Genomic DNA, 26219 nt, shown 5'->3' with positions numbered 1-26219 from the left:
TTGACCCGTGTCACCCCGTGATGCGCTGTCCAAAGGCGTCTGTCCACTGGCTGTCCACCGGCGGAATTGCTGAAGAGCCGACAGAAAGAGCGCCCCGAGCGCGCAAACCTAGCTACCCAGAGGGATAGCAGGACAATCAGGAGCGTTGTCGATCCCTACAAGGGCTTCTCCCTACCTCAGCTCGTTCATCCAGCAGCAGGTCGGCGTCACAGCGGTCGCCGGGAAGCTCGTCACACATGCTCCCCGGCGATCGCCGCTGTCCAGAAGGTCAGGAGGAGAGATCCCGCTGTTCCCTGATCCTGCCGCAGGCGTTCCGCGAGAGGCACCTGTCCCGGCGGCCTCAGGATGAGCTTGCGCTTCTGCTCGCCGAAGGCCCAGACAGCACCCGAGCAGGCGTACGACATGACCTTGTTCGGGCCGGTGACGGTGACCTCGTTCTCGATCACCGTGTCGACCACAAGGCGAACTACATCAAAGTCGGACACTCACGTAAGACGCATAACAGCCTTGACCTGTATACGCGTCCCTGAGTGACCATCGGGAAAGTGTGACGCAAGGCGCTTGACGGTCTGTTGGCCATGATCATCGTCACGCCGGCGCACGTTGACCATGGGTTCGCTACGCGCATAGCTTGGCGCGTGAGCGCCCCGCCGAGCACCCACAGGCAGCCCCACACCAGGCTTCCGTGTCGGTGGGGTGGCCGGTCGGGTCGTGAAACTCACCGGTCAGGGAAGACCAGTTCCCCGCTCGATGACGCCGCAGTGATCCTGCCCTGGCGTCATGAAGCAGGGGGATTGAAATGTACAGACCAATGCAGACCGATATGGATGGCGGCGGTGGGCGAGATGCCCGCTGTCGCGTTCGCCCCGGGTGCCCCGCAGGCTTCCGCCGCGCCAGACCAGCGCCGCGCAGACCTTTGCCGCACCGCCCGAGGGTTTCACCCGAGAGGGCTTCTCCGGCCCCGCCGCCACCTGTGTCCAGGGGCGTGCACGGCATCGCGGAGGGCAAGCGGAATGCCTACCTCCGCCATCGGGAACTCCCTCTGACTCCTTTCGTTTACCTCTATGTGAAAAAGCAACGGGGGATTCTATGACCACGAATCTGACCATCGGCGAGCAGATCGTGCTGCTCACGCTGGACGAAAAGACCGGCGAGCTGCGCGAGGCGCCGCTGCGGGTGTCCCTGGCGGCCTCGGCCGCCGCCCTGCTGGAGCTGGAGTTTCCCGGAACACCGGTGAGCCCTGTGGCTGCGGCCATGGACGAGCACAAGCGGAACCACCCCGAGGAGACGCCTCGGGAGTGGCTGCTGGCAGTGCGGGAGGCTGCGCTCGACGCGGCATACCAGGGGCTCCTGGAGAAGGGGCTCGTACGGGAGGAGGGGCGGCGGGTGCTCGGCGTGTTCGGATCGGTGAAACACCCGGTCACGGACCCCTCGGAGCTGGCAGCGCTGCGCGGACGGCTGACCTCCGTCCTCGCGGAGGGCCAGGACCCCGACGAGCGCACGGCCGCGCTGATCACCGTCCTCCACCACTCGGGCCTGAAGGCCGTCCTGCCGCAGGGTCCCGCTCTCGATGATCGACTGACCGCGATCACCGAAGGGCAGGGCCAGGCCGCGGCACTGGGGGACACCATCCGCACCACAATCGCCGCTCTCACTGCGGTCATCGCTGCGTCCGCTTTTTAGGACATTCACGGGGGGAAACAGCCTTGAGTGTCTCCGTGCACCAAACGCTTTTGCCAGAACATTCGGAACAACCGGAAACCGGCGAGGACATCGAAAGCGTCGGACGACTGCTGGACCAGCGGCTCAGGAAACTGCATGCGGAACAGCAGGAAATCCTGTCGTTCGGCTACTCGCTGATCCGCCAGTCCCTCCTGCGGCATCCCACCGGAGAGCCCCAGGAAGACGACAGGAGCATGTGCGACTGGGCCGTGGACCTCACGTCCCAGGCCCGGCGCGAAGTCCTGACGATGCAGCCGGAACGGACCCTGACACCGGAGGCGATCCTCACCGCGCGCCGCGTAGGCCTGACCTGCCTGCGGCGCGGGGTGGCGATGAAGGTCCTGCTCCAGAGACGGGCCCTGGAGAACGAGGCGACAGCCGCGCTCTTCGCCGAGCTGATCCGGTACGGCGCACAGGTCCGCCTCCTCGACGGCGAGTTCCAGCGGGTGCTGATCGCCGACCGGGAGACCGCCCTCGTCCAGGCGGAGCGGGACACCGCACCGGGCGGGGCGCTCGTGGAGCAGGGGGCGCGGGCCGAGGTCCTGTTGTCGTTCTTCGACCTCTGCTGGTCGAAGGCGCTGGACGCCTCGACGCTGCTCGATCCCGTCCTGCTGGACGGCACGCATCTGAAGGTGCTCCAAGCCATGTCGCGCGCCGACAAGGACGAGGTCGGCGCGCGTGAACTCGGCATCTCCGTCCGCACCTACCGGGGGCGGGTCGCGGAGCTGCTGAGACGCCTCCAGGCCACCACCCGCTTTCAAGCGGCTCTAAGGGCCAAGGAGTTGGGCCTGATCTGAACTCCCGGTTCGCCCGCCGGGCCCGTCCTCGGCCAGGTCCCTCACCAGCCGCAGCACACGCGGCTGGACCGAGGGCACCAACCGAGCGGCCCGGTGGGCGTGTTCGGTGCGGGAGCAGAGGAGGTTGCGGGCGAGGGCGTACCGGCCCCGGTCCGGGACCAGCACGAGTTCCTCGAAGAGCTTCACCTCGCCGGAGACCACGCGCCGGATCTCGTCGTCGAGGTCCCCGTTCCAGTCGAGGGGGCGGACCAGCGCGCCGGAGTCGTCCATCCGCCGGTACCAGTCCCTCATGTCCGCCGACACGGCCGCGCGGAACGACTCGTCGTGCCGGCCGGACCGGAGTTCACGCAGCAGCCCGTGGGCTGTTCGCGCGTCGTCGAGCACGACCAGGGGCAGACGGTGGGGGCGCGGCATCCGGTTCCTACGGGTGCCGACGTCCATCAGAAGGGCCGCGGTCGGTTCGACGACGGTCCGGAACGTGTACCCCGCGTCGGCCACCCGCAGCCACAGGTCCCAGTCCTCCAGGCCGACGCCGCCGCGCCAGCCCCCGACCCGCTCCACGACACCGCGCCGGTGTGCCGCCCTCGACGGCTCGAACATCGGCCCCAGCAACTGGAGTTGGGGGTGCCAGAAGGCAGACAGCGGGGCGAACTCGGCGGCTTCCGCGCCGTCCGCGTCGTGGTAGGTGCAGCCCGTCACCGCGAAGTCCGCGCCCGCCCGCAACATGCCGAGCAGGGCCTTGAGGTGGCCGGGGCGCCAGAGGTCGTCGTGGTCGAGGTAGGCGATGAACTCGCCTCGGGCCAGGGCGAGTCCGGCGTTGCGGGGGCCGCTGGGGTGGCCGCTGCGCTCGACGCGGTGGAGTCGGACGCGGGGGTCCTGGTGCGCAGCACGCAGTACCCAGTCGTCGGTGTCGTCGTCGGAACCGTCGGAGAGGACGAGCAGTTCCCAGGCCTGGAGGGTCTGGGCGCGGACGGAGTCGATGGTTTCGGTGATCTTCGCCGATCGGTTGTAGGTCGGGCAGATCACCGAAAACAGCGGCGCCACAACGTCGTTCACAGGAACGCCAGCCTGTCCGCATCAGCGTTTCGCGCCAGCAGCACGCCCGCCGCCCCCGTCGCCAGGTCCGTCGTCAGGCGGACGTTCTCCAGGCCCAGGTACGCGGGAGCACCCTCGTGCGGGACCTCGTAGAGGCGGGCCGTGGCGGCGTAGCGCTCGACTGCGGCGGCCTGCGCCGGTCCGGCCAGCCGGGTGGCCGTCAGGAGGACGCCCGCGAAGCCATGGAAGAGGCCCACGGTGTGAGGGACGCAGTCCAGGGCCGACCGCAGGACGGTCCCGCAGGCCGACTCGTACTGCGACTCGGGGCGCCGGCCGAGGTACTCCCGCAGGACCGTGGCGGTGCCGCCGCTGCCCGCCGCGAACGTGGGACGCGTGCCGGCGGAGCCCGCCGTCCAGCCGTCGTCCGTCCAGCCGAGGGCGCGCAGATCGGCGTCCAGGAGGTCGTGGGCGGCGTCGAGGAGGCCGGCGTCGGGGGTGTGGGCGTGCAGGCGCAGCAGGAGCAGCGCAGTGCCGGCCCTGCCGCGCAGCAGACCGGCCTCGCCTCGCCGGGGCGGACGGGTCGCCGCGCTCTCGACGAGTTGTTCCGCGAGGAGGGTGGCCTGCTTGAGGGCATTGTCGTCGCCGGTGGCGCGCGCGAAGTACAGGTGGGCGAGGGCGAGTCCGGCACGGCCGTCGAGGAGGGTGTCGTTCGCGGGTTCCGCCGCGGAAGCCTCCTTCAGGAGGGCCGCCGCGGTGTCGGTGCGGCCGAGGTGGTGGAGGACGCAGGCGACACCGGACGTGCCGGTGTAGAGGCCGGGGGACGGGTCGGTGGTCCGGCGCGCGGACTCCGCCAGCCAGTCGACGTGCTCGGCGGGAATCTCCGTCCCCGTCTCGGCGAGGGTCCAGAGGACTCCGGCAGCTCCGTATGCGAGGCAGGTGCCGCCCTCCCGGAGGATGAACTGGGCGGTGTCGCCGGGGTAGAGGCGGTCTTGGCGGGTGGGGGTGGCGGTGGAGAGGATGCCGACGGCCGTGGCGAGGGCATCGGTGCCGACGGCTGACGCGAGAGCGCCGGCGCCGGCGCCGGCGACCGTGGCGAGCCTGCCGGTGCCGACCGGGGCCGTGGGCCTCTCGCCGGGCGCCGGGTCCTGCGCGCCGACGCCGAGGTCGACGCGGGCCTTCGCACCGCCCCCCTCGGAAACCGCGCCCACCAGACCCGTCCCCGGATCCCCGTCGCCCCTCGCGGTCTCCCCCTCGGAAACCGCGCCCGCCACACCCGCGCCCAGATCCGCGCGCACCTTCTCCCCGAAGTCCCCCGGCACCGGATACCGCGACTCGATCAGCTCGATCAGCTGATCCAGCTTCTCGGGACCCCACGCCAACAGACTGGTCAGCGGTGTGAACAGGGCGATCCGGAGGCACCCCAGTGCGTACCGGTCGATCGCCGTGCCCCGGTACGTAGGGGGCGCGGCAAATCCCGGCGCCGCGTGGATCTGGCGGGCCGTGAAGTCCGTCGACGCCGTCTCCAGGTCGATGAACGCGACGGAGTCGTCAGGGCGGACCATGACGTTGCCGGGATGGAGGTCGCCGAAGACCACACCCCGTTCGTGCATGGCCCGCACGCCCTGGTCGATCTGGTCGAGGACGTCGACAGCCCACCGTGTGTACGCCGCCGTCCGCTCCACATCGGCCTCCGGAGACGCCGGGTTGTCCCGAGTCGTCCGCACCGCGAGCGTCTCCCCCTCCACGAACTCCCGGACGAGGAAGTGGTGTTCGTGCCCCACCCGAGCCTCGATCAGGCGAGGTGCCCAGGGAAGTCCGGCGAGCCGCTCCAGGCAGTCCCGCTCGCGCTGGAGCCGGGCGACGGCGTCCTCGCCATGCGTGTCGATGCCGGCGAGCGGTCGCGCCTCCCGCAGCAGGACGGGCGCACCGGTACGCGTGTCGGTCCCCCGGTACACGCCCCCACCGTTGGAGAAGTGCAGGGCACGCTCGGCGCGGTAGGGGAAGTCGTGCAGCGTCCCCGCGTTGCGCGCCTCCAGCGCCTCCGCCAGGCAGTCGGGAATCGTCGCCCACTCCGGGGGCCGGAAGGAAGGCCCGCGCACGTCCGGTACCGGCCGACCCTCGGGGTCCTCGATACAGGGAACGCTCTCCCCGTTCGCCGTCTTCATCATGCGCGCGACGAACCCGCCGTACCGCACGTAGAGCGGACCGGAACGCCACCGCAGGTCGCTGAGGATGTAGGGCCCGCGCTCGCCGTCGAGGATCTCGCCCAGTTCATCCAGAACGAGAGCCAGGCGCGTCTCGTCCTCGGGATAGACGGTGATGAACTTACCGCTGGCCCCCCGGTCCCCGTACTTGCCGTTGCGGCGCAACAGCACCTGCCTGCTGCGGATGAACTTGAACGCCATGCGCTGCTCGACCAGCCACTCCCAGGACCGGGCGAGGACGCTCCGCGCGTTCTCCGACGTCGCCGACACGTGGACTTTCCAGCCCTGCGCGGGCAGTTGACAGCCGTGCGGGGTGAGCATCGTCCAGTCGGTGCCGGTGTTGCAGGACCAGTCGGCGGGCGGCGCGGAAGCGAGGAAGTCGTCGTCCGGGTCGGAGGTGTCGGCCTCGGTCCGGTCGAAGAAGGGGGTGCCGGGCGCCAGGAACATCACACGCCGATACGCATCCATAACAGGTCAACCGCTTTCGGGAGTACGGGAGTTCAGAGGTCGGCGTCAGCGCCAGAACGGCGCCACGTACTTCAGGTACAGCCAGTCACCGAGGCTCCGCTCACCCGCGTCCACCACAGCCTGGCCAGTTGTCCCCGGCGCGAGCCGCCCACCGTCGAGGACGACCCCGGCGACCGGCACCTTCAGCGAGTCGAGCCCGGTCACGGGGACGAACGCGGAGAACGGCACCGACAGGTCCACGAAGTCGCCGGACGCGACCGCGGCCGTACCGAGCTGCTTCTGGAGAACAACCCCGCCACTCTGCAACTTCACATCGGCGCCGGGCTCAATGGCGTCCCGGTCGGTCGTCCCGGTCGCCACAAGGACCGTCCGCCCCCGCTCCTCCACGAACCCGCCGGTCACGGTGTACGGCACGGAGATCCCCAGCAGCGCCGCCGCCACCACCCCGACCGCCGCCACGGAGACGGTCACCCGCCGCCACCCGACCGCCTCCGCCGTCCGCGCCTCCGCAAGCAGCTTGAGGACGCCGACGTACACACGCAGCGACAGATACCCGAGCGCGACGGAGACGAGGACCGCACCCACCATCCCCGCGCTCTCCAGAACCGACCCCCACAGCGTGAAGGCCATGCTGACGACATACAGCGGGAACAGCATGCAGGCCAGCCCGAACAGGGGCGCCCACTCGACGCCGGGCAGCTCCCGCTCGTACCGCCCGCCGAACAGCAGCCGGGCGACGAGGCGGCGGGCGTCCGTGATGGACCGGTCCCGCAGGTGGGAGATGTCGAGGTGGCTCATCAGCGCCAGGTAGCCGTCGAGCTTGACGAACGGGATGGTGTTGAAGAGGCCGGAGGCGTAGTTGGTGACCGTGAGGAGCAGCAGGAAGTCACGCACGGCGGGGTTTCCCCCCGCCACCGCCACGACCACCGAACCGACGCCCGCGAGACCGGCGATGACCGTCTGGGTGGCGATCCCGGCAAGCGCGACCCTTACCCGCTGCCGGTTCCTCGGCAGCCGCCAGCCGTCGGAGACGTCGCAGAAGAACGCGGGCGTCAGGTAGAAGAGCATGAAGCCCATACGGCTGGGCCGGCCGCCGTAGTGGCTCAGGACCAGGCCGTGCGACAACTCGTGGAGCATGGTGCCGCAGTAGGTGACGACGAGCAGCGCGAGCAGCGCCGGCAGGGAGATCGGCTCGGACAGGGCGGCGATCGTCGTCTGTGCCTGGGCGACGAGCGACAGCAGCCCCGCCCCGGCGAGGGTCGCGGCCACGATCGCCCAACCCCGGTGCGCGAGGCGGGCGGTGAGCGGGCGGAACACGTTCAGCATGCGTTCCGGGCGGACCACGGTGAGCTGGACGGTGAGCGGCGGGACGAACGTGATCCGGCGCTCCTTGCGCGGCTTGTCGGCCGCGTCTTCGAGAAGCCCCGTGCGCTGAGCGCGCAGCAGCCCCTCGCCGACCAGCTCGACCGACCAGCCCAGCTCCTCCGCCAGGTCCTCGGCGTCACGGGTGCCGTCGGCCAGCCGCAGGAGGCTCGCCATCCCGGCGGCCACCCGCAGGTAGCGCTGCGCGCCGGACTGGACGAGCCAGGGGGCGCCGTCCTCGATCGGCTCGTGGACCCGGGCGTCCGGCGCCAGGCGGGGACGCTCGGGCAGCGGTGCCGGGGGCTTCTCCTCCTGGCGCCGCTTCAGGGCCGTTCTCACGGAAGGTCCCGGCGCAGGAACAGGGTCCGGGCGACGACCGTGCCCGCGCCGATCCACACCGCGAGCACCAGCAGGGCCCACGGGATCGGCAGCAGGTTCTCGTTGCCGCCCCGGTACACGGACGCCATGGCTTCGTCGATGGTGAGCCTGCCGATCGCCGGGACGAGCCGCAGCAGGCCCTCGCCGACCAGCCAGGTGCTGACCAGCAGGACGAGGATCGAGGCGACCTGCTGCCGGATCAGCAACCCGAGCAGCGCCCCCCACACGGCGCCGACCACGATGGTCAGCATCACCCCGAGCAGCGTCCACGTCGTGGTCGCCGTCCACTCCGGCTGCCGGTCGTGCCCGGCGAGGAACAGCCACGGGCTGACGGCGGCCAGCGCCCCGGCCGCGAGGGCGAACACCGCGCCGCTGCCGACGACGGCGAGCAGCTTGGCCGTGAGCAGCCGAGCCCGCCCGCCGCTCAGCAACACCGACCGGCTGATGGCGCCGTTCCCGAACTCCCGGGTCACCGCGAGCAACGCGACGACGGCGGCGGCGAGTTCGACCATGAACCAGCCCTGAACGAGGGTGGAGGTGATGTCCCCGGTGCTGCCGACGTCCTCCTTGTCCTGCTGGACGAACCCGGCGTCGGCCATCACACACATCAGGACGGCGGCTGCGGCGACCGCCCACCAGGCGCGCCCGGTCCAGATCTTGCGCCACTCGGCTCCGATCAGGTCACGCACGAGCGTCCTCCTTCACGGCGGGGTCGGCCAGGTCGAAGAAGCGGCTCTCCAGGCTGAGTTCGCCGTTCCTCGTGAGGTCGGCGACGGTGCCGCTGTAGCGCAGGGTCTTCTGGAGGATGACGATGTCGTCGGCCATCTGCTCGACCTCCGCCAGGATGTGGCTGGAGACCAGCACGGTGCGGCCCTCGTCTGCGAGGGAGCGCAGGAGTTCACGGAGCCAGCGGATGCCGTCGGGGTCGAGGCCGTTGGCGGGTTCGTCGAGGATGAGCAGTTCGGGGTCCGCGAGCAGCGCGGTGGCCAGGGCGTGCCGCTGCCGCATGCCCTGTGAGTAGTCGCGGAGTCTGCGGTGGGCGTCGGAGGCGAGTCCCACCTGTTCGAGGACATCGTCCACCCGCGTGCGGGGCAGGCCGCAGGTCCGGGCCCAGATCCGCAGGTCGGCGCGGCCGGAGGCGGCGGCGGAGGGGCCGATGCCGTCGATGCTGACGCCCACCCGGTGCGCCGCTTTGGGCAGTTGTGCGTAGGGATGGCCGAAGATCGTGGCGCTGCCCGCCGTCGGGCGCGCGAGCCCCAGCAGCATCCGCAGAGTCGTCGTCTTTCCGGCCCCGTTGCGCCCGAGGAGGCCCACCACCCGGCCCGAACGGACGGTGAACGACACGTCCTCGACGGCCGTCAGCTCGCCGTAGCGCTTGGTGAGTCCCGTGATGTCGATGGCGTCGGTCACGCCACGTCCTCCCCTGCGGCTTCGGGCCGCACGTATATTCGTCGGTGCGGCCCTGTTCCGGACGCCAATGGCCGGCGTCCGGAACAGGGCACTGTCCGTCAGGCATCGCACCGTCAGGTCGCGATGACCGAGGTGACGGCGATGGTGCTGTAGGCGGCGCTGACGCCGGCCGAGATGGCGGCGCTGGCGAGGAAGCTGTCCCACCAGTCAGGCGCCTCCATGCCCTCCAGCTCCTCCATGGACAGCTCCTGCATGGCCAGTTCGAGGGCGGGGTTGGTGTTCTCCTTCATTTCTTTCACCTCCTTCAAGGGGTCTCGGGTCTCTCTGATCCGGGGATCAGGTGCCTCAGGTGGCGAGCGTGACGATGGAGACGTACGAGATGACGCCTCCCGCGCTCAGGCCGCCGACTGCGCTGAGAGCGGCGCTCCAGCTGAAGTCGGGGGCGTCGAGCGCCTCCAGTTCCCGCATGTCCAGCTGCTGGTCCAGCTCCTGGAGAGCCAGCTCCAGGGGCGCGGACGTGGTGCTGTTCACGGTCTGCATGATGTTTCCCCCCTCCCGTGGTGTTTCGGGCCGTCCGCCGGCGATGGCCGGCGGAAGTCTGTGGTGGGCGGCTGACGGACCGCCTGGTCCATCACCCGCCGGATGTCGGCGAGTGTGAGCGCGCCCAGGGTGGGCAGTCCGTCACCCCATGCGCGCAGCGTGGACCGGGCGATCAGCTCCGTCCGCTCCGCGCTCGCGTCGATGCCGCGTTCGATCAGCCAGGTGTCCAGCAGGGACTCGATCCCCTCGACCGGGTCCGCCGGCAGGACCGGCAGGTGGACCGAGGTGACGGCCTGCCAGAGCCGGCGCAGCCGGGGTGCGGACCCCCAGCGGACATCGCCCTCCGCGATGCGCCGCCACAGGGGTGGCAGCACGGCGGCGGCGGCCGTCATCTTGCGCAGGCCGAGGCCGGTGGACAGCTCGTTGGCGAGGTACCAGCCCTTGCAGGCGCAGGGGTCGCGGCCCTGGTTGAACCACGGGCCGTGGCTCACGCCGCTGAGCTTGGCGATCTCCAGGCGCAGCGCGTCGCCGGGGGTTTCGCCGGCCCGCCGGACGGACGCCAGCTCGGCGCCGAGCGCGGTCAGCCGCTCGATCAGCGTCAGGGTGAAGGCGTCCTCCGAGGGAAGGTCCTGCGGGTCCCCCACGTACATCCCGGCGACCCGGAAGAACACCTCGAAGACCCCCTCGGCGAGGAGTTCCACGGGCAGGGTCCGGGTGGCGACCGGGTCGAGCACCGCCACGTCCGGCTGGAGCCCATTGCCGAGCACCAGGCGTTTGCCGCTCGGTCCCGCGAGGCAGGCGCCGCCGCTCAGCTCGCTGCCGGTGCCGACGGTCGTCGGGACGGTGACGACGGGCACCGCGGGCTCCGCCTCGGCCGGGAGCAGCACAAGACCGCTCCGGCCGCGCATCGTCAGCCGGTCCCGGACCACGGGAGCCGAGCTCATCAGGACGGCCAGCTTGGTCTGGTCGAGCAGGGTCCCGCCGCCGACGGCCACGACGAGTTCACTGTCGCGCAGCCGCTCGGCCAGCGCCGTCACGCTCTCCAGCGTGCCGGGGCCGTTCGGTACGAGCCGCTGCACCGGCCGTCCCGCCCAGGCCGCGCAGGCGAGGATCTGGTCCACCGTCTCCGACTCGGCGACGGCCGGGTCCGCGAGCAGGGTCAGCGTCCGCCCCTTCCGGTGGGGCAGCCACTTGGCCAGTCCGCCGATGCCGTGCACCACCTGGGTGGGGCGTCGGCCGCTCAGGTTCCACACCGTGTCCACTCAGACCGCCTCGGGCTGCCGGGCGTGCGCGGCCACCCCGGCCCGCACGCAGTCGAGGAGTTCGGTGACCTCGTCGTCGGTGTAGACCAGCGCGGGAAGGATCTGCACGCCGTTGACGCTGGGGTGGACGATCGCGCCGGCCTCGCGGATCGCGGCGACGACCTGCGGGACCTCCTGCTGCGGCAGCGGCTCTCCGCCGGGCGTGCTGAGCCGGATGGACCGGAAGCAGCCGATGCCCGTGGTGCCCGAGACCAGCGGTTCGGTGGCGACCAGGTCCGCCAGCCTCTCGTCGAGCACGGCCGACAGGCGCCGCGCGGAGGCGACCGCGTCGAGCCGACGCATCTCCTCCACGGTGGCGAGGATCGCCGCGCAGGTGACGGGCGTTCCGGCCTGGGTCTCGCCGTGGACGAACACGTCGCCGGCCGCGTCGAAGGGTTCGGCGAGCGCCCTGGGCAGCAGGACGGCCGCCGCGGCGTGGGTGCCGTTGGTCAGGCCCTTCGACGTGATCAGCAGATCCGGCGGGGCCGGCCAGCGCTGGGAGGCGAAGAAGTCGCCGGTGCGGCCGAAGCCCGTGGCGACCTCGTCGGCGACGAGGAGGAAGCCGTGCCGGTCCCGGAGTTCGAGCAGTGCCTGAACGTACTCCGGGGTGAGGGGCACCGCCCCGCTGCCGAGCACCGGCTCCACCACGACCGCCGCGATCCGGCTGCCCTGCTGGGCCGCCAACTGGGCGATCTCCTCGACGGAGTTGGGGGACACATGGCGGACGAGCCGCTGGTCGACGCCGTAGACGGACTGGCCGAGGTTCTCGCCGGTGAGCGCGAACCCGCCGAACGTCAGCCCGTGATAGCTGTCCCGCAGGCCCACGACGAGCTTGCGCGCACCGTCCCCGCGCAGGGCGTGGTAGTGCCGGGCCAGCTTCATCACGAGGTCGTTGGCGGCACCTCCGGAGGTCGAGAAGACGACCCGGCCGTAGTGGTCCGCGCCCGCCGCCTCGACCAGCGCCCGCGCCGCACGCCTCGCGTAGACGTTCTCGTAGCGGAACACCGACAGGTAGGAGGCCTCGCGCAGGGCGGCGGCGCAGGCTTCCGCGATGGCCTCGTTGCCGAAGCCGAGGTTCGCGTTCCACAGGCCGCTGGTGCCGCAGAGCAGTTCACGGCCGTCCAGGAAGCGGATGCGGACGCCGTCCGCCGAGACGGCGCACAGGTCGTCCGCTCCGTGCAGACGGGGTTCGAGCAGGGAGGGCCAGAGTTCGGTGGACATCAGGCGGCCTCGGCTTCCAGCAGCACATCGGTGTGGCGGGGGGAGGCGGCGGGCAGGGTGTGCCGCGCGACGACGCGCAGTCCCGCCGACGCCAGCTCCCGGGTGAGGTCGTCGGGGGGCAGGACCCGGATGGCCGTGGTGAACGCGGGTACCGGTCCGTCCTGCGGTGTCTCCCGCTCGGGAGGCAGGATGGTGACCTTGCGAACCTCCTGGCCGGACCGCCAGTGCTCGATCATCCGGTAACGCCGGCCACTGGCACCCGCGGCCTCCAGATCGAGGTCGTCCCCGTCGGCGCCGTCCACGTCGACCGTGGAGAGCAGGAACCTGCCGCCGGGCCGGAGGTGGGCGCGGACGGCCGCGTAGAGCCCGGCCCTGCCGTCGGCGTCGAGCAGCGAGATGGACGTCGTACCGAGGACGACGACGGCGAAGGTGGCGCCGCCGAGCGCGAACGCCGACATGTCTCCCTGGACCACGGTGCAGCGCCCCCCGATCCCCGCCGGGGCCTCGGCGAGCCGCTCCTTGAGGAGGGCGACCATGCTCTCCTTCAGCTCCAGGGCCGTGACCTCACGGCCCAGCGCGAGCAGGGGAAGCGTCAACCGGCCGGAACCAGCAGCGAGTTCGAGGACCGGGCCAGGTACGGCACGGACGGCCCGGGTCAGTTCCCTGATCTCGCTGGTGTCGGCGGCGGCGAGGTCGTGATAGACGGAGGCGCCTGCCTCGTCGTACAGGTCGTGCACGTGGACTCGGTCGCCGTACCCGGCGAGGATCTCGCCGGCGAGGCCCGGGACCGCCGCGGTCCGGGTCGTCGTCATGCGGTCGCCTCCAGCACACGTGCCAGGGAAACTCCCTTGTCGGCGAAGAACGCGAGGACCCGCTCGACCTCGGCCCGGTCCGCGTGCCGCGTCGCGGCTTCGTCGGCGCCGAGGACCAGCAGCAGTTCCGTGATCTCCGCCGCCCGGCGGCCGAGTTGGAAGGTCCGGTCGAGGCCCGGGACCCTGACGTACGCCCGCTCCGGCGTCCAGCACAGGATCGGCGCCTCGGGGTCGTCGGCGTCCAAAGCCCTCTCGGTGTACAAGGCACCTTCGGCCTCGGCGAGTTCGGGGACGAGCCGGTGGCCGAACCCTGAAACCCTGGGCTCCGTGATCCCCCGCGTCTGGAGGTCGCGCAGCACGTCCAGCGTCGTCAAGTAGCGTGCGAGCCAAGGGCGTTGGTGTACAGCTGGGCCGCGCACCTCCTCCGGGACGACCGCGCCGAGCGGCACCGTGCCGGGCACCTCGCTCGCCGCGTTCAGCCGCTCCCACTCAGCGCGCAGGACGGCCGCCGAGTCCCCGGCGGTCCCCAGCCGCAGCCCCTGCGGCGAGACCGAGACGCCGCCGTCCCGGCCCACGTAGAGCCTGGTGCCCGGACCGTCACCGGGGACCCGGGCGCCGAGCGCGGAGAGGTCCGCGAGCTGCACGGCCGGGCTGACCGCGAACGCGGCGAACCGGCCCTCCGTCCGCGCGGCGTCAGCGTCCGCGAGGAACAGGTCGAAGTCCGTGTCGCCGGACATCCGCACGAGCGTCGTGCCGAGCAGCGACATGTACGGGCTGACGCCGTAGTCCTGGATCTGGAGGAAGAGGACGTCGTCGACCGACGCGTCGCCTTCCGAGCCGCTCAGCGAGCCCTCGTAGCCGACGACGGTGGCACCGGACCGGTCGTCGCGACCCTGCTGCACCGCCGGAGCCTCCGGGACGAGGACGAGCGTCCCCGGTCCCACGGCGTCGGAGCCGAGCACAGCGTCCAGACCGGCCGCGTCCTCCAGGACGACAGTGGCTGCGGTACCCGGTGCTTCAGCGGTCAGCGGGCGCCCGGTGACCCAGGAACGCAGGTGGTGGCCCACACGGGTGATCAGTTCCTCATTCACCGGAGTCCCTCCTGTCCGCGCCCACGGCGGCCAGAATCTGCTTCAAGTCGTCCATTGCAGCGCTCGCTCCGTAGAGTCGGCACACGCCCGTGAGATTCAGCACGATTTCATCGACCCCGGCATCCCGATACTCGTCGAGCTGCTTCACGATCTGGTCGATATTCCCGAAGACGAACGCCCCGGATTCCGCCATGAGTCGCGCGGCCGATTTCGGATCGCGCTCGGTGAAATCGATGCCCGCCTTTCCGAGCATGTCGATATAGTGCGGCGCCTGCATATGTGCCGCATTGCTCGCCAGCACGAAATCGGAGACGTCCCGGTCGGGGCGTTCCAGCGCCACCGGCACCATCGTCGTGATCCTCGGCACGGCCCGGCCCGCCGCGTTCGCCCCCTCCCGCAGCGCGGGGTGGACGACGCCGTCGACGTAGGCCGCCGGCGTGAGCCAGGTGATCGCCACGTCCGCGACCTCGCCCGCGAGGCGGGCCATGCCGGGGCGCAGCACCCCGAGTCCGAGGTGCACGGGCGGCGACATCGCCGGGCCCATCCCCGCGTGGCAGGTGTAGTACTCGCCGTCGAAGTCGACCGGGTCACCGCTGAGCAGCCCTCGGACCACCGTCATGTACTCACGGACCGCCGTGAGCTGGCTGCGGTAAGGCGCGCCGAGCAGGCTCTGCTGGAACGTCTTCGCACCCGGCCCGAAGCCGGCCACGACCTCTTCACCGGTCGCCATCGCCAAGGTCTTGACCTTGTGCGCGGCCTCGAACGGATGCCGCAGCGGCATCAGGGTGACTCCGAGGCCGGTCGGCACCCGGAATCCGGAGCCGGCGAGAGCGGAAAACGTCTGGAAAGGCTCCATCAGCAGGCTCTGCCCCTGCCAGAGCCTGGCGGCTCCCGTCCATTCCACCAGCGCCGCGAAAGGAAGCACCTGTTCCGTCCGGCGCGGCAGAAATGGCACCAATACCGAGTAGTCCATTTATCCCCCCGGATCGCAACTTCTGGCGTCGACTTCCGACGTCGTGAATATTTCCAGAGGGATCAGTGAGCGCGCAATGACTTTCGCTGCAACTTGATGCAGGGGGAGCTTGCAGAAAAATGCACCCGGGTAATTCCTGCCGGGGGACCTGCCGGACCCCGACACCGTGGCACCCCCGCACGCTGCCGGTACCCACCCTCACTACGGCCCTCACCAGCGGCCGGTGCGTCCGTAGCGCCCAGAACGCACAGCACCTGCGGGAGCCCGTTTCAGGCCGAGCGGCAGGAGGGCGAGCACGTTGGGTACGGCCGCCACGCAGAGCGCCACCACGGTCAGAGAGGGCGCTTGGTCCAGGAAGACTGCCCCCTGTCTCCCAGTGAGTTCCTCTCCAGGTGTGGATGGTCCCGTCCGTTGTGCGCTTGGCGAGGTTGCCGATCGAGGCGATGTGGATCATGGCCGCGGAACTGGTGGTGAGGGCCTCGCAGTCGGGGTCTGTCACATGACAGACCCCCCACTGGGAACGGGCCGGCTGTCCGAGACGGTTGGCCCGGATTCCAAGGTCAACCAAAACAAGAAACCCCAGGTCACGGCGAGTGAGTCCTGGGGTTTCTCTGAGCCGCCTTCGGGATTCGAACCCGAGACCTACGCATTACGAGTTGTTCGATCTTGGTCCGGGGGCGTCCAGGCGCGTCTGCAATGCGAGTGAAACCGCTGCTCAGAGCGAGCGCGGCCCCTCACGGACGATCGTGGACAGCACCGGGCCGATGCGCCATTGAGACCACAAGTGAGACCGCCGGCACTGTCACCGTTAGGCTCACGCCCCCGTCGACTCATCACGCTGTCAAACCGTGTTGTTGAAAGAACCGCTCCCATGCGGACTTACAACGCTGAGCCAAGTCGAGGGCGTCTTCAGTGCCGGTCGAGCCGCTGGGGGTTGACCACTGAATCTCAGCTCGGACCCCTTGCCCCCCGTCCACCCGAGAGATCCTTGCCGTGATCGGGTCGCGCTTGCTACTGGGAGCCCGGGTGTGATGCTTCGTCGTCTGCGCCATACCGTCGCAAAGCTTTAGATACCGGTCGGCCTTGACGTAGTCCATGGCTTCGGGCTTGCCGACTTGCTCCCGTAACCAGTCTGCGAGCTCACAGCAGTCCTTGAAGAAGGTCTCGACCTGCCGACGCACAGCTTCGTTGTCAAGGTCACTTTGCCGGTAGGTCGCTTGAAGGGCGTCTAGGCCGCTGATGACGTCGCGCCACTTCTGTTGCCACGGTCGTCGCGGGTTGTATCCGATGCTCCCCGAGGCATTGAGGGCAGCAGTGGCCACCAAGGCTGCCTCTGCATACACAGTCGCGCTGCGTCGGTCGCCGCCGCAGCTTGGGCACGGCTGCTCAACGGGCGTCTGCTCCAGATTGGTGTCGCAGTCGGGACAGCTCATCACATCTGAACTGTATTGCTCCGAGGACAGAGGGCCCAGGCCTTTTCAACCCACGACCTCTTCGTCCCGAATTAGGTTCGAGCCAGACCCAGACTTGGTGCGGGTCATATGTGCGCAGGTCACGACCTTGGTATGCGTTGACCTAAGCGAGGACCCGGACACCGCCGGGAGAAGGTCTTCTCCCAGATTTCCCCCAGGTCCGCTGACCGTCCAGCAGCCCCTCGTCGAGGGGCTGCTGGACGGTCAGCCACCGTACCGGTTGGCCGTCTTCGGCTCTCCGCGGCAGGTGCGAGCGGCAGCCAGGGAATCGGCCTCAGCGGTTGAGGAGCCGAGTGGCCAGGACCTGGATGATGATGCCGCCGCCGGCGAAGGCGGCTCCCTTGAGGATCTGGATCACCAGAGTCCAGCGGAGGAAGCGGAGCCGGCGACGCGTCTTCTCCCACAGGGGACCGACGCGGCCCGCGCCAACGGCGGCAGCGCGGAGCCGCAGACAGGCAGCCTTGATCTTCCTGGCCAGCCGGGCCAGGAGGGCCTTACTATTCAAGATGGAACTCCTAGTTGGTCATCGATCTAACGGGCGTTCCGGCAGGGGAGGTCTCGGTCGTGGTTTGCAGACCCTTCAGGCCGAGCCTTCCCTGCACTGCCGTGGGGGGGTGCGCGGCAGTATCTATAAAGAGGGCGGAAGAACCCCTCGCGCCTGTCACTGGACACACGTGTTCCTCGTTCGCGATTCGAGCGGGAGTCAATCATTCAAGATGCTAGCGGAGTCTGCCGAGGATGATTGCAATTTCCGTCGAGTCTCTCCCAGCTGATTCCGCTGAACGGATCAAAACTTCCATTTCAGTCTTCATTCCTGCACGCGCAAGGATGTCGGCATATATACCAACATCCCCGTCGCTCATTGCCGCCGCTAGATCCCGCAGATGAGTCTTTCGATCGGCCTCAGCCATCGTCGCCAGGCGTGCCGGTAAATTCAGGTTCGACGGCGCCGCGCTGTTGCGCCGGTCCCCCTTGTCGGCAGGAGGAGTGCAGGAACTGTTGCGCCGGTCCCCCTCGCGTCCCGTCTCGTCGCAGGTACAGCCACCCGTGCATCGGCGGCAGATCGACCGCCGCGCGTCCTGGAGGAGTGCCGCGAGTGCTGTGAACTCGTGAGCCAGTGCGGCAATATCCCGATCGCCCGTCATCCCTCCCAGCGCCAACCCGGACAGCTCTTCTATGGCCGCCGGACGCGGAAGCCGCCGCCCGTTCAGCCAGTGAGAGAGGAGTGGCGGCGAGATATGCAGTGCCTTCGCCTTCAGCGCCATCGCGTCACCAGGGCGGACGTGGTGGATGAGGCGCTTGAGCGCGTTGGCGAATGCCTGGACCTCTTCCGTGGCCTCGGGCACGCAAGTGGGGCTAATCGATCCTAGTGATGGCATGCCAAACGAACCCTTCCGCTCGCCCGAGATTGCCCATGGGGAACCGGTGATCGCATGAAGCCTAGCCACTCACCGACCCAGCGGTGCACGGATCCGCGCTTCTCCCTGGCTACTTTCCGAGATGTGATTTGCCGCCTTTAATGCCGACAAATAGCGGCAAAACGGATCATTACAGAGTCGTTTCCTTTCCTTGTTCAAGTAAAGATTTATAACCGCTGGAATGAGGACGTGGGGTTGTGCTAGGAATGAATGCCCACAGCCCCCTGCTCACCAGTGCCACCCAGGGCCTCCCGCCGGGAGTCCCCGCGAATGGAGATGTCATGCCGTCCTGGCAGGATGCCGGCCTCGGAACGATGAAGCGCGTGGCCCTTTGGCTAGTCTCTGAAGTGGGGGAAGGCAGCACCTTTACTAAGGAGGAACTGCGAGCCGCCTTCCCCGGGGTGTCCCAAGTCGACCGCCGCATGCGAGACCTCCGGGATTTCGGGTGGCGCATCGACACCAGCAGGGAAGACGTGGGATTGGACTCTCACGAGCAGCGTTTCGTAAAGCCTGGTGACCCCGTTTGGGAGCCGGGTCGCGCGACCCGCAGGGCAGGCACTATCGCGATCGGCGCAGGGCGCCGGCGTGAGGTGCTGGCTAGAGACGGGTACATGTGTCGATCCTGCGGTATCGCCCCTGGTGAAACCTATGCCGGCACCTACGAGGCAGCCCAGCTCGACATCGCGCGCAGAGAAGTAGTGAAGCCGGACGGCACCAAAGCCACGGAGCTGGTCACCGAATGCAAGCGGTGCAGGGTGGGAGGCAGGTTGCTCGCGGCGGACCTGGGCAAGGTGCTCACGGCAGCCGCTGCCCTCGACTCAGCCGAGCGCGGCGTACTGTCCGACTGGGTGACGGCCAACCAGCGGGAGTTCACCCGTCTTGAGCAGATCTGGAGTGACTACCGCTCTCTGCCTGAGGAGTCACGGACGCAGTTCCGGGCGGAACTGGGACTCGACTGAGTATCCCGGTAGATCGGAACACCCCTCGTACGAACGAGCACGAAAGCAGGAGTAAGTACATGGCCAAGGGCTACGGTCTGCCGCCGGGGGCCGAAGAGAACCGCGCCCTCGTCCGGTCCCGGTTGGAGGAGATCGCAGTCGCCGGCGGCCCCCGCGAGACCTTCACTGTCGAGTGGAGGGGCGGCTCGGAGCACCTGGAGGTCATCCAGATGCCAGTGGGCAACCTCTACTACAACCCGGCAACCCACCGCATCCGGGCGCAGGCCGGCCACGACCCGAAGCAGGCGGAGGCACTCGCGGGCGACCCTTGGAGCAGTGACAGCCAGGCATACCTGGACCGCCTCCTGCAGGTGCTCCCGGCAGACCCTGCCCGGACAGATCCTGAGTTCGACGAGCTGACAGCGAGTTTGAAGGAGTACGGGCAGACGGATCCCGGCCTGATCACTCACGAAGGCATCCTCGTCAACGGAAACACCCGGCGTGCTGGACTGATGCAGCTTTATGGCCCTAACCACGCCATGCGTGTAGCCGTTCTGCCGCCTTCCTGCGACTGGCAAGACATCGCCGCAATCGAACTGTCGCTCCAGCTGCGCAAGGAGCACCGGCGGGATTACTCCTACATCAACCGGTTGCTCGCGGTTCAGGAGCTAGTGGATCAAGGCACGCCACTCGCCGTCATCGCGGCTACCTTCCGTACGACAGCAGAGCGCTGCCGACAGGACCAGTGGGTGCTGGCCTGCATCCAGTCACTCATCGAACGGAGCAAGACGGCAGGCGAGCAGCTGTCATTGGTTGCTTTCGAGGATCACGCTGAGAAGTTCCGCGAACTACAGCGTGCCTACGCCAAGCAGTATGCGGTGAACCCAGAGAAGGCCGAACTGCTGCTGGAGAACCGGCTGGCAGCCATTCTCCTGGGCTTCGCCAAGACTGACGTTCGCTTCATCGATCACGACTTCGCTGGCCTGTACCTCCCCAAGAAAATGTCAGCCAGCGAGGTTCCAGCTGAAACTTCGGCGACTGTGGCCATCCCCGGTCTAGGCCGTGCGGTGAAGGGTCCGTCTGCCCCCCTTAGCGCGGCTAAGGCGCTAACGGACTCCGTCTTGCACGCACGAGCTGTTAGCCAACCGGGCAGCGCGGCCTCGCCGGAAGCTGCGACGCAGGCCCAGATCGAGATCCGTCGGCTGGGTGCGGCGATGGATGAGGCCATCGCCAGCCTCGGCCGTGACGCGCGTATCAAGAAGCGCAAGCAGGCAGCACCTGCCCGCCTTGCTGACGCCAGCCGCGACATTGAGCAGTGCGTCACCGATTTGGTCATGTCCCGCGCGCAGCGAAGCCTAGATGAGGAGTCGTTCGACGATGCCGTTGCTGACCTGAGGCAGAAGCTGGAGAAGCTCGCTATCGAGGCCAGGCGAACTGTGCAGCACCCCGGAGATGGCGTGGCCTGGCTCCTTGAGACGTTTGGGAAGGCGCGTTAAGTGGCCGGAGAGCCCAGCCTGACGATCGGCTTCGACGTCACCCTTACGCAGACTGCGCTACGTACCGTGCCTGAGTGCCGCAGCGCGCTCGGGCAGTTGGTCACCAGGTTCCCCAGCGGCCGTATGACCGACAGGCTCTCTGCGATTGTCCCTATCGACAGCTTCCTCGCCAGCCTCAGCGCTCTCGGGACTTGGCCCCAGCCGGACAGCGTGACCTGGGAAGACGACTTCCGCCTCCTTGTCACCGAGATGCTCGACACGGCTGACACGGCTGAACGGCTCCTCAGCGGTTCACCCGACGAGGACACCGTCGAGCCGGACTCGGTTCCGGCCCTGCTGGGCGACGACTGGACTGGCCCGCTCACCTCGTTCCAGCTCCGCGACATCGCCCGACTCCTCTCGGTCGGTCACGGAGCCAACTTCAGTGTGCCGGGCGCCGGCAAGACCCGCGTCTCTCTCGCTGCCTTCTCTGCGCTCCGTCGGCGCGGAGCCGTGGCTCGTGTGCTCGTGGTGAGTCCCAAGTCTGCCTACGAGGCGTGGCAGGAGGAGGCCAAGCAGTGCTTCTCCACTCAGCTTGACGTGCAGGTGCTCGGCAAGTCGATGCCGCCCTCGGCGGACATCGTCCTCGTCAACTACGAGCGCTTGGACCGGGCTCTGGCCGGGTTGTCCCAATGGTTGAAGGCGGCTCCGGCAATGCTCATCCTCGATGAGGCACACCGCATGAAGCTTGGGGGCGCTGGAGTGTACGGCGCCGCATGCATGGCGCTGGGTCCCCTCAGCCGAGTGCGGATGATTCTTAGCGGCACACCTGCGCCCAATGGCGCCAAGGACTTGGAGAACTTGTTCTCCTTCGTCTGGCCGGGGCACGGACGGCGTGTGGTGACACAGGCTGTCGACGGCGGTGATCTCGCCCATGCCAGTCAGGTGCTGCGGCCCCTGTATACGCGGACGACTAAGGATGAGCTGGGGCTTCCTCCTGTGGAGACGCGAGTACGCCGCATCCCGATGCCGCCGCTGCACCGCGAAATCTATGACGCGCTTATCGGCAAGTTCTCGGCCAGGGCGGCGGCCGACAGGACTGACTTCGAGGGGCTCGGCAAGACGGCGCTGCGTCTGCTGATGGCAGCGACCAGTCCGGCTTTGCTCGTTGCGGGCTCAACACGCCACGAGCCGCTACAGTTCCGCGTCCCACCGCTGGAGGCGGCCGAAGGAGACTCGCTCGCTGTGCTCCTCCGGCAGCTCCCTGAGTACGAGCTGCCGCCCAAGTATCAAGAGGCTCTCTCCATCGTCTCCGCCAACGCCGCCGATGGACGCAAGACACTGGTGTGGACGAGCTTCGTTCGCAGCATCACTTCGCTCCAAGCTCTCCTGGCGCCGTTCCAGCCGGCGGCCGTGCACGGTGGAACACCCGATCGGGAAGCTGAGCTTCACCGCTTCCGGGAAGATCCGGACTGCATGGTCCTGATCTCTAATCCGGCGACCCTTGGCGAGGGCATCAGCCTTCACCAGGTGTGTCATGACGCGGTTTACGTCGACCGTGACTTCCAGGCGGGCCGGTTCCTGCAGAGCCTGGATCGCATCCACCGCCTCGGCCTCGGTCCGGACACGCAGACGCGGGTCACAGTGCTCGCGGCCGAAGGGAGTGTCGATGACGTGGTCGCCCTTCGGTTGGCGGAGAAGCTGGACTTCATGGGGCGAATTCTCGATGACCCGGAGGTGCAGCAGCTAGGTGATCCTGAAGAAGAAGCGCCGCTTGCCGCAGGCATGGACGCTGCCGACGTGCGAGCACTTCTGGAGTACCTTGAGGCAGGGGTCGCCTAGCCTCAACTGGACATCGACTCAGAGGGGCCCGTCTCGCAGCAGCGCCTTGGCAGCGTCCACTTCTGCTGGTGTCATGGCGCGCGTTGCGGTGACTCACTTGCGCAATGCCTCGTACTCGACGAGGCAAGCACGCTGCGGTCGACCTCATATCGAGCCGCTGCTGCAGCTCCACTGTCGAATCGAACGCGCTCGACCGCCAAGAAATTCGCGGGTACGTCCGCGTGCTGGATCGATCCACTGGAAGCCTGTGCTGACGCACCCTGTCGTGTTGAGAACCCGCCATGCGTTGGGGTACTGGTCGTGGGCGGTCACGTGGGTGCTGACAGGATCAGCGTGGCTGGCGACGGACGTCATATCGCCGTAGATCGTCTATCGTCCGGACGGGATGGCGCGCGACAAGCTGTGGAGGCTCGTAGCGTCGTCCCGGGTCGAACCGGATGATGCCACCGAATCTCGGTTCCGCTGATCCGATACGTGCGCCAGGGCTCATTCAATCCGGCAGGTCGCGCCTGGTGCGGGCGGAGCTGCGGCACGAGGCCAGTTTTCAGTAGTCGCTGATGTGCTCAAGCTCCTCTTCGAGCCCCTCAACCCATGTCGGTTGCGGCAGGGCGCCGAAGGCTTCTCGGCGCTCCAGGATCGACTTGTCCAGAGCGTGCAGAGCTGTCACGGACCTGGCGTACACATACCAGCGGCCCCACTCTTGGCCGACTCCACAGCCTGTGTGCTCCGCTAGTTCGACTATCAGGCTTTGCACGCTCTGTGTCAGGCACGACGCCTACCATCGGGTACTTGGCATGGTGGTGAGTGTCGAGCTCGCTGGAGCAGGAGTAGAAGGTGGCGGTCCGAGCTGCGCTGAGAGCGAGACTCACGCCGGCCACTCCGCCAGTGGAAGTCGGACATGAGCTCGGCGTACCCCACGTCGTTCTCTTCCTGGACCGCAGTGAGGATCTCCTCGATGCCATCTGGTGCGCTCGAACGCGCCGCCCGCTCCAGGATCCCTGCCTCGCACGGTGCCCGCTTCAGGCAGGGGCCACCCGGCTGAATCAGGGGAAGGCGTGAGCGTATCCCCGTGTGAGGATCCGTCGTTGAGCCGATGAGGATCATGATCTCTCGGTCGTCTAATATTGGTCGTCTCAGAGTCCGTCAGAGCGTCGGTTCGGATCCGGACCCCAGGGGGATCCCGAGGATCGCGATGCCGGGGGGAACCACGGCAGGTGAGCAGCAGGTTTTCCTGACGTCCACTTCGGCGGAATCCTTGCTTCCACCAGCGCGTCTGTGATCTCCTGGTGCTCGTTCATGTCATGCGTACGAAGGGTTGTGCTGTGAAGAAGGGGCACTACGGCGTACCTCTTGAACGCAGTGACTACCTCAAGCTGGATCCGGACGAGAACAGCTGCACCCCGGAGGAGTTCCAGGACTGGTTGGAGGGCTTCGGTAAGGGGAAGAGGCTGGCCGTAGACCTCTTCTCCGGCGCCGGCGGTCTCAGCGCCGGCGTCGAGCGGGCGGGATGGACCACTGCGGCAGCCGTGGACTTCGACGAGCGCGCGCGGGAAACCCACGAAGCGAACTTCCCCGGCCTCAGCCTGAAGATGGACCTCGGTGACCCCGCCGAGCGTGACCGGCTCGAAGAGATCCTCAAGCCCGCCAAGATCGATCTTGTGGCAGGAGGACCTCCCTGTCAGCCCTTCAGCAGGGCCGGTCGCAACAAGATCCGTGACCTCGTCAAGCACCATGGTCGCGACGCGGAGGACCGCCGCAAGGAACTGTGGAGCGCCTACCTGGACATGGTCAAGCGCATCAACCCGCGCGCAGTCCTCATGGAGAACGTCCCCGACATGGGGCTCCACGACGACTTCTTCGTCATCCGGACGATCGAGGAGGAGCTGGAGGAGCTCGGCTACGCGACGCAGGTGCGGCTCGTTGACGCGTGGCACTACGGCGTTCCGCAGCACCGGAAGCGTCTCATCCTCCTGGCCAGGAAAGACGTGGACGACTTCACCTGGCGGAAGCCGGACCCAGAACGCACCACCCTGCGCGACGCCATCGGCGACCTGCCCGAGCTGGAGGTCGTTCCCACGGAACGGGTTGGCGAGCGAAAGCTGACGTACCAGAAGCCTCGCAACCTGTCGCCCTTCGCCACGAAGATGCGTGAACAGGCGACTCGTGGGCTGATCTGGGACCACATGACCCGGAGGGTTCGGAAGGACGACTACCGGATCTTCGAGGTCATGGAGTCCGACACCAAGTACTCGGATCTCCACGAGAAGCTGGCCGAGGACGAGAAGGGCTACCAGCGATACAGCGCGGACAAGTACACGGACAAGTACAAGAAGCTGGCCTGGGGCGAACTCAGTCGTACGATCACCGCCCACATCGCCAAGGACGGCTACTGGTACATCCACCCGGAGCAGCTGCGGACGCTCACGGTGCGGGAGGCGGCACGCGTTCAGACGTTTCCGGACCGCTTCCGGTTCGCCGGCACCCGGAGTGACGCCTTCCGGCAGATTGGGAACGCCGTACCCCCTCTGCTGGGAGAGGCTGCTGCGGAGGCGCTGAAGCCTGTTGGTGACGGCTCTATCGAGCCTGCCGGGCTCCAGCCCCATTGGCGGGAGGTCAGGGGCGGTCTCACGGACTGGGCGAAGCAGAGGCTGCTCGGCGGGGACTGGCATCAGCTTCCGGGCGAGCAGCCGGTACCGCTTCACGCCGCGGTGGTGGCCATTGTCTCCGGCGCAAAGATCAAGCCAGCTGTGATGGCGGAGTTGATGGCCCCTGTCAGAAGGTCAAAGACGCTCACCGCGGCGCTGTTCAAGAAACTGGTCGACGCGGCGCCCACGGTGCCCGCCCGGTCCCGTGTGGACCGCTTGGCACCGCTGGTGGAAAAGCCCTATGACTGGCAGTGGAACAAGCGGCTCGACGTACCCGCCAAGTTGGCCATGAAGCCAGCAGAGGCGGCCCTCTACCGACTGCTGATCGGAGAGGACCTCATGCTGGTCGTCCAGGGGACGCTGCGGGTCGCGGCCCGCGTGAACGGTGTCGAAACGGATCACGCCAACCGCCTGAGCGAGGGCCGCGTCAATCTGGTCAAGCTCGTGGGCGCAGGCGAGGACGCGCCTCTGCGTATGGGGGCGATTCGGCTCATCGGTATGGACCTCTGCAGGGAGGACCAGCCCGTCTGTTCGGAGTGCCCGCTCGTCACTCACTGTGCCAGCCGGGAGAAGCTGTCCGACGACCTGCTGACTCTGGCCGTCACCCAGGAGTAGCCGATCGGCGTTGTCACTCCGCCGCGTTCGGGTCTGCAGTCTCCGCGACCCGCTGTGCGGCTCCTCCGACATCGCGACGGATCTCGCACTCCCAGATCCGAATCACGGTCCACCCGGCCGCTGTGGCCTGCACTGTGTTGCGTCGGTCCCGTTCCCTGTTGGTCTCGATCTTCTCGTGCCAGAGAACGGCATTGGGCCCTCGGAACTCCTTGGGAGTGTGGTCAGGGCAGCCGTGCCAGAAGCAACCATCGACGAAGACCGCAACGTGCTTTCGGGGAAGCACGAAGTCCGCTGTGCAGCGCGGTGCCACCTTCCGCTGAAGACGGAACCTGAGGCCCAGCCAGTGCACGGCCTTCCGGAGAGCGATCTCGGGATTGGTGTCCCTCATTCGTCGGCCACGGAGATGCTTCCCTTTGGCAGTGGAAACCCACTGCCGATCCGGGGCCCTGCCACCTCCGGCCACGATCACAGCCCCAGCCTGTCGACGTCCTCCGAGAGGG

24 protein-coding genes are annotated in these 26219 nt (G+C 68.2%); 6 read left to right on the top strand and 18 right to left on the bottom strand.

Annotated features, from left to right (window positions below; genetic code table 11):
- Positions 1-230: 230 nt before the first annotated feature.
- Positions 231-458, bottom strand: a complete 228-nt coding sequence (locus tag OHT57_RS27430) for a hypothetical protein (RefSeq protein WP_328749170.1) — start codon at positions 456-458, stop codon at positions 231-233.
- A gap of 631 nt (positions 459-1089) precedes the next feature.
- Between OHT57_RS27430 and OHT57_RS27425 the strand changes: the two genes are divergently transcribed.
- Both OHT57_RS27425 and OHT57_RS27420 read left to right on the top strand, forming a co-directional pair.
- Positions 1090-1683 (top strand): GOLPH3/VPS74 family protein, encoded by a 594-nt coding sequence (locus tag OHT57_RS27425; RefSeq protein ID WP_328749169.1) that lies wholly within the window; start codon positions 1090-1092, stop codon positions 1681-1683.
- A gap of 50 nt (positions 1684-1733) precedes the next feature.
- Entirely contained in the window at positions 1734-2519 is a 786-nt protein-coding gene (locus tag OHT57_RS27420) for a hypothetical protein (protein ID WP_328749168.1), read from the top strand.
- Here OHT57_RS27420 and OHT57_RS27415 read toward each other — a convergent pair.
- The 15 genes from OHT57_RS27415 to OHT57_RS27340 form a co-directional block, all read right to left on the bottom strand.
- The gene (locus tag OHT57_RS27415) at positions 2490-3575 is read right to left on the bottom strand and encodes a glycosyltransferase family 2 protein (protein WP_328749167.1); all 1086 of its coding nucleotides are present in this window, start codon (positions 3573-3575) and stop codon (positions 2490-2492) included. The two genes, OHT57_RS27420 and OHT57_RS27415, sit on opposite strands and share 30 nt — an antisense overlap.
- The gene (gene lanKC, locus OHT57_RS27410) at positions 3572-6205 is read right to left on the bottom strand and encodes a class III lanthionine synthetase LanKC (protein WP_328749166.1); all 2634 of its coding nucleotides are present in this window, start codon (positions 6203-6205) and stop codon (positions 3572-3574) included. The genes OHT57_RS27415 and lanKC overlap by 4 nt, the downstream gene beginning before the upstream one ends.
- 66 nt (positions 6206-6271) lie before the next feature.
- Positions 6272-7927 (bottom strand): daptide biosynthesis intramembrane metalloprotease, encoded by a 1656-nt coding sequence (gene mpaP, locus OHT57_RS27405; RefSeq protein WP_328749165.1) that lies wholly within the window; start codon positions 7925-7927, stop codon positions 6272-6274.
- Positions 7924-8655, bottom strand: a complete 732-nt coding sequence (locus tag OHT57_RS27400; protein WP_328749164.1) for an ABC transporter permease — start codon at positions 8653-8655, stop codon at positions 7924-7926. The genes mpaP and OHT57_RS27400 overlap by 4 nt, the downstream gene beginning before the upstream one ends.
- On the bottom strand, positions 8648-9376 hold the full coding sequence (locus OHT57_RS27395; protein ID WP_328749163.1) for an ABC transporter ATP-binding protein: 729 nt from the start codon (positions 9374-9376) through the stop codon (positions 8648-8650). Before OHT57_RS27395 ends, OHT57_RS27400 begins: the two co-directional genes overlap by 8 nt.
- Positions 9377-9489: 113 nt before the next feature.
- Complete coding sequence (locus OHT57_RS27390; RefSeq protein ID WP_158002849.1) at positions 9490-9666, bottom strand: daptide-type RiPP; 177 nt, start codon at positions 9664-9666, stop codon at positions 9490-9492.
- A gap of 55 nt (positions 9667-9721) precedes the next feature.
- Positions 9722-9907 (bottom strand): daptide-type RiPP, encoded by a 186-nt coding sequence (locus tag OHT57_RS27385; RefSeq protein ID WP_328749162.1) that lies wholly within the window; start codon positions 9905-9907, stop codon positions 9722-9724.
- Positions 9904-11178 (bottom strand): daptide-type RiPP biosynthesis dehydogenase, encoded by a 1275-nt coding sequence (gene mpaC / locus OHT57_RS27380; RefSeq protein WP_328749161.1) that lies wholly within the window; start codon positions 11176-11178, stop codon positions 9904-9906. Before mpaC ends, OHT57_RS27385 begins: the two co-directional genes overlap by 4 nt.
- On the bottom strand, positions 11179-12438 hold the full coding sequence (mpaD, locus tag OHT57_RS27375; protein ID WP_328749160.1) for a daptide-type RiPP biosynthesis aminotransferase: 1260 nt from the start codon (positions 12436-12438) through the stop codon (positions 11179-11181).
- Positions 12438-13250, bottom strand: a complete 813-nt coding sequence (gene mpaM / locus OHT57_RS27370) for a daptide-type RiPP biosynthesis methyltransferase (protein ID WP_328749159.1) — start codon at positions 13248-13250, stop codon at positions 12438-12440. Before mpaM ends, mpaD begins: the two co-directional genes overlap by 1 nt.
- The gene (gene mpaB, locus OHT57_RS27365) at positions 13247-14341 is read right to left on the bottom strand and encodes a daptide biosynthesis RiPP recognition protein (RefSeq protein WP_328749158.1); all 1095 of its coding nucleotides are present in this window, start codon (positions 14339-14341) and stop codon (positions 13247-13249) included. Before mpaB ends, mpaM begins: the two co-directional genes overlap by 4 nt.
- Positions 14334-15314 (bottom strand): LLM class flavin-dependent oxidoreductase, encoded by a 981-nt coding sequence (locus OHT57_RS27360; protein WP_328749157.1) that lies wholly within the window; start codon positions 15312-15314, stop codon positions 14334-14336. The genes mpaB and OHT57_RS27360 overlap by 8 nt, the downstream gene beginning before the upstream one ends.
- 833 nt (positions 15315-16147) lie before the next feature.
- On the bottom strand, positions 16148-16636 hold the full coding sequence (locus tag OHT57_RS27350) for a hypothetical protein (RefSeq protein WP_328749156.1): 489 nt from the start codon (positions 16634-16636) through the stop codon (positions 16148-16150).
- Between the two features lie 424 nt (positions 16637-17060).
- Positions 17061-17291, bottom strand: a complete 231-nt coding sequence (locus OHT57_RS27345; RefSeq protein ID WP_328749155.1) for a hypothetical protein — start codon at positions 17289-17291, stop codon at positions 17061-17063.
- Positions 17292-17505: 214 nt separating this feature from the next.
- Positions 17506-18132, bottom strand: coding sequence for a hypothetical protein (locus OHT57_RS27340; protein ID WP_328749154.1), 627 nt, complete (start codon positions 18130-18132; stop codon positions 17506-17508).
- A gap of 353 nt (positions 18133-18485) precedes the next feature.
- Here OHT57_RS27340 and OHT57_RS27335 point away from each other — a divergent pair, with 353 nt between their 5' ends.
- From OHT57_RS27335 to OHT57_RS27325, 3 genes are read left to right on the top strand one after another with little or no spacing between them, the layout of a single operon-like run.
- Entirely contained in the window at positions 18486-19163 is a 678-nt protein-coding gene (locus OHT57_RS27335; protein ID WP_328749153.1) for a hypothetical protein, read from the top strand.
- Between the two features lie 59 nt (positions 19164-19222).
- A complete protein-coding gene (locus OHT57_RS27330; RefSeq protein WP_328749152.1) occupies positions 19223-20638 on the top strand; it encodes a transcriptional regulator in 1416 nt (471 codons plus the stop codon).
- Positions 20639-22459, top strand: a complete 1821-nt coding sequence (locus tag OHT57_RS27325; RefSeq protein ID WP_328749151.1) for a DEAD/DEAH box helicase — start codon at positions 20639-20641, stop codon at positions 22457-22459.
- Between the two features lie 544 nt (positions 22460-23003).
- On the opposite strand, the gene OHT57_RS27320 is transcribed toward OHT57_RS27325, so the two are convergent.
- Positions 23004-23126 (bottom strand): hypothetical protein, encoded by a 123-nt coding sequence (locus OHT57_RS27320; protein ID WP_328749150.1) that lies wholly within the window; start codon positions 23124-23126, stop codon positions 23004-23006.
- Positions 23127-23781: 655 nt separating this feature from the next.
- Here OHT57_RS27320 and OHT57_RS27315 point away from each other — a divergent pair.
- Entirely contained in the window at positions 23782-25719 is a 1938-nt protein-coding gene (locus OHT57_RS27315) for a DNA cytosine methyltransferase (protein WP_328749149.1), read from the top strand.
- 13 nt (positions 25720-25732) lie between these two features.
- Here the strand turns inward: OHT57_RS27315 and OHT57_RS27310 are convergent, their stop codons facing one another.
- Positions 25733-26107, bottom strand: coding sequence for a very short patch repair endonuclease (locus OHT57_RS27310; RefSeq protein WP_328753344.1), 375 nt, complete (start codon positions 26105-26107; stop codon positions 25733-25735).
- Positions 26108-26219 lie beyond the last annotated feature (112 nt).

This window comes from Streptomyces sp. NBC_00285 (genome assembly GCF_036174265.1).
Taxonomy (GTDB): Bacteria; Actinomycetota; Actinomycetes; order Streptomycetales; family Streptomycetaceae; genus Streptomyces.
This window is presented reverse-complemented; position numbering and strand designations above follow the sequence as displayed.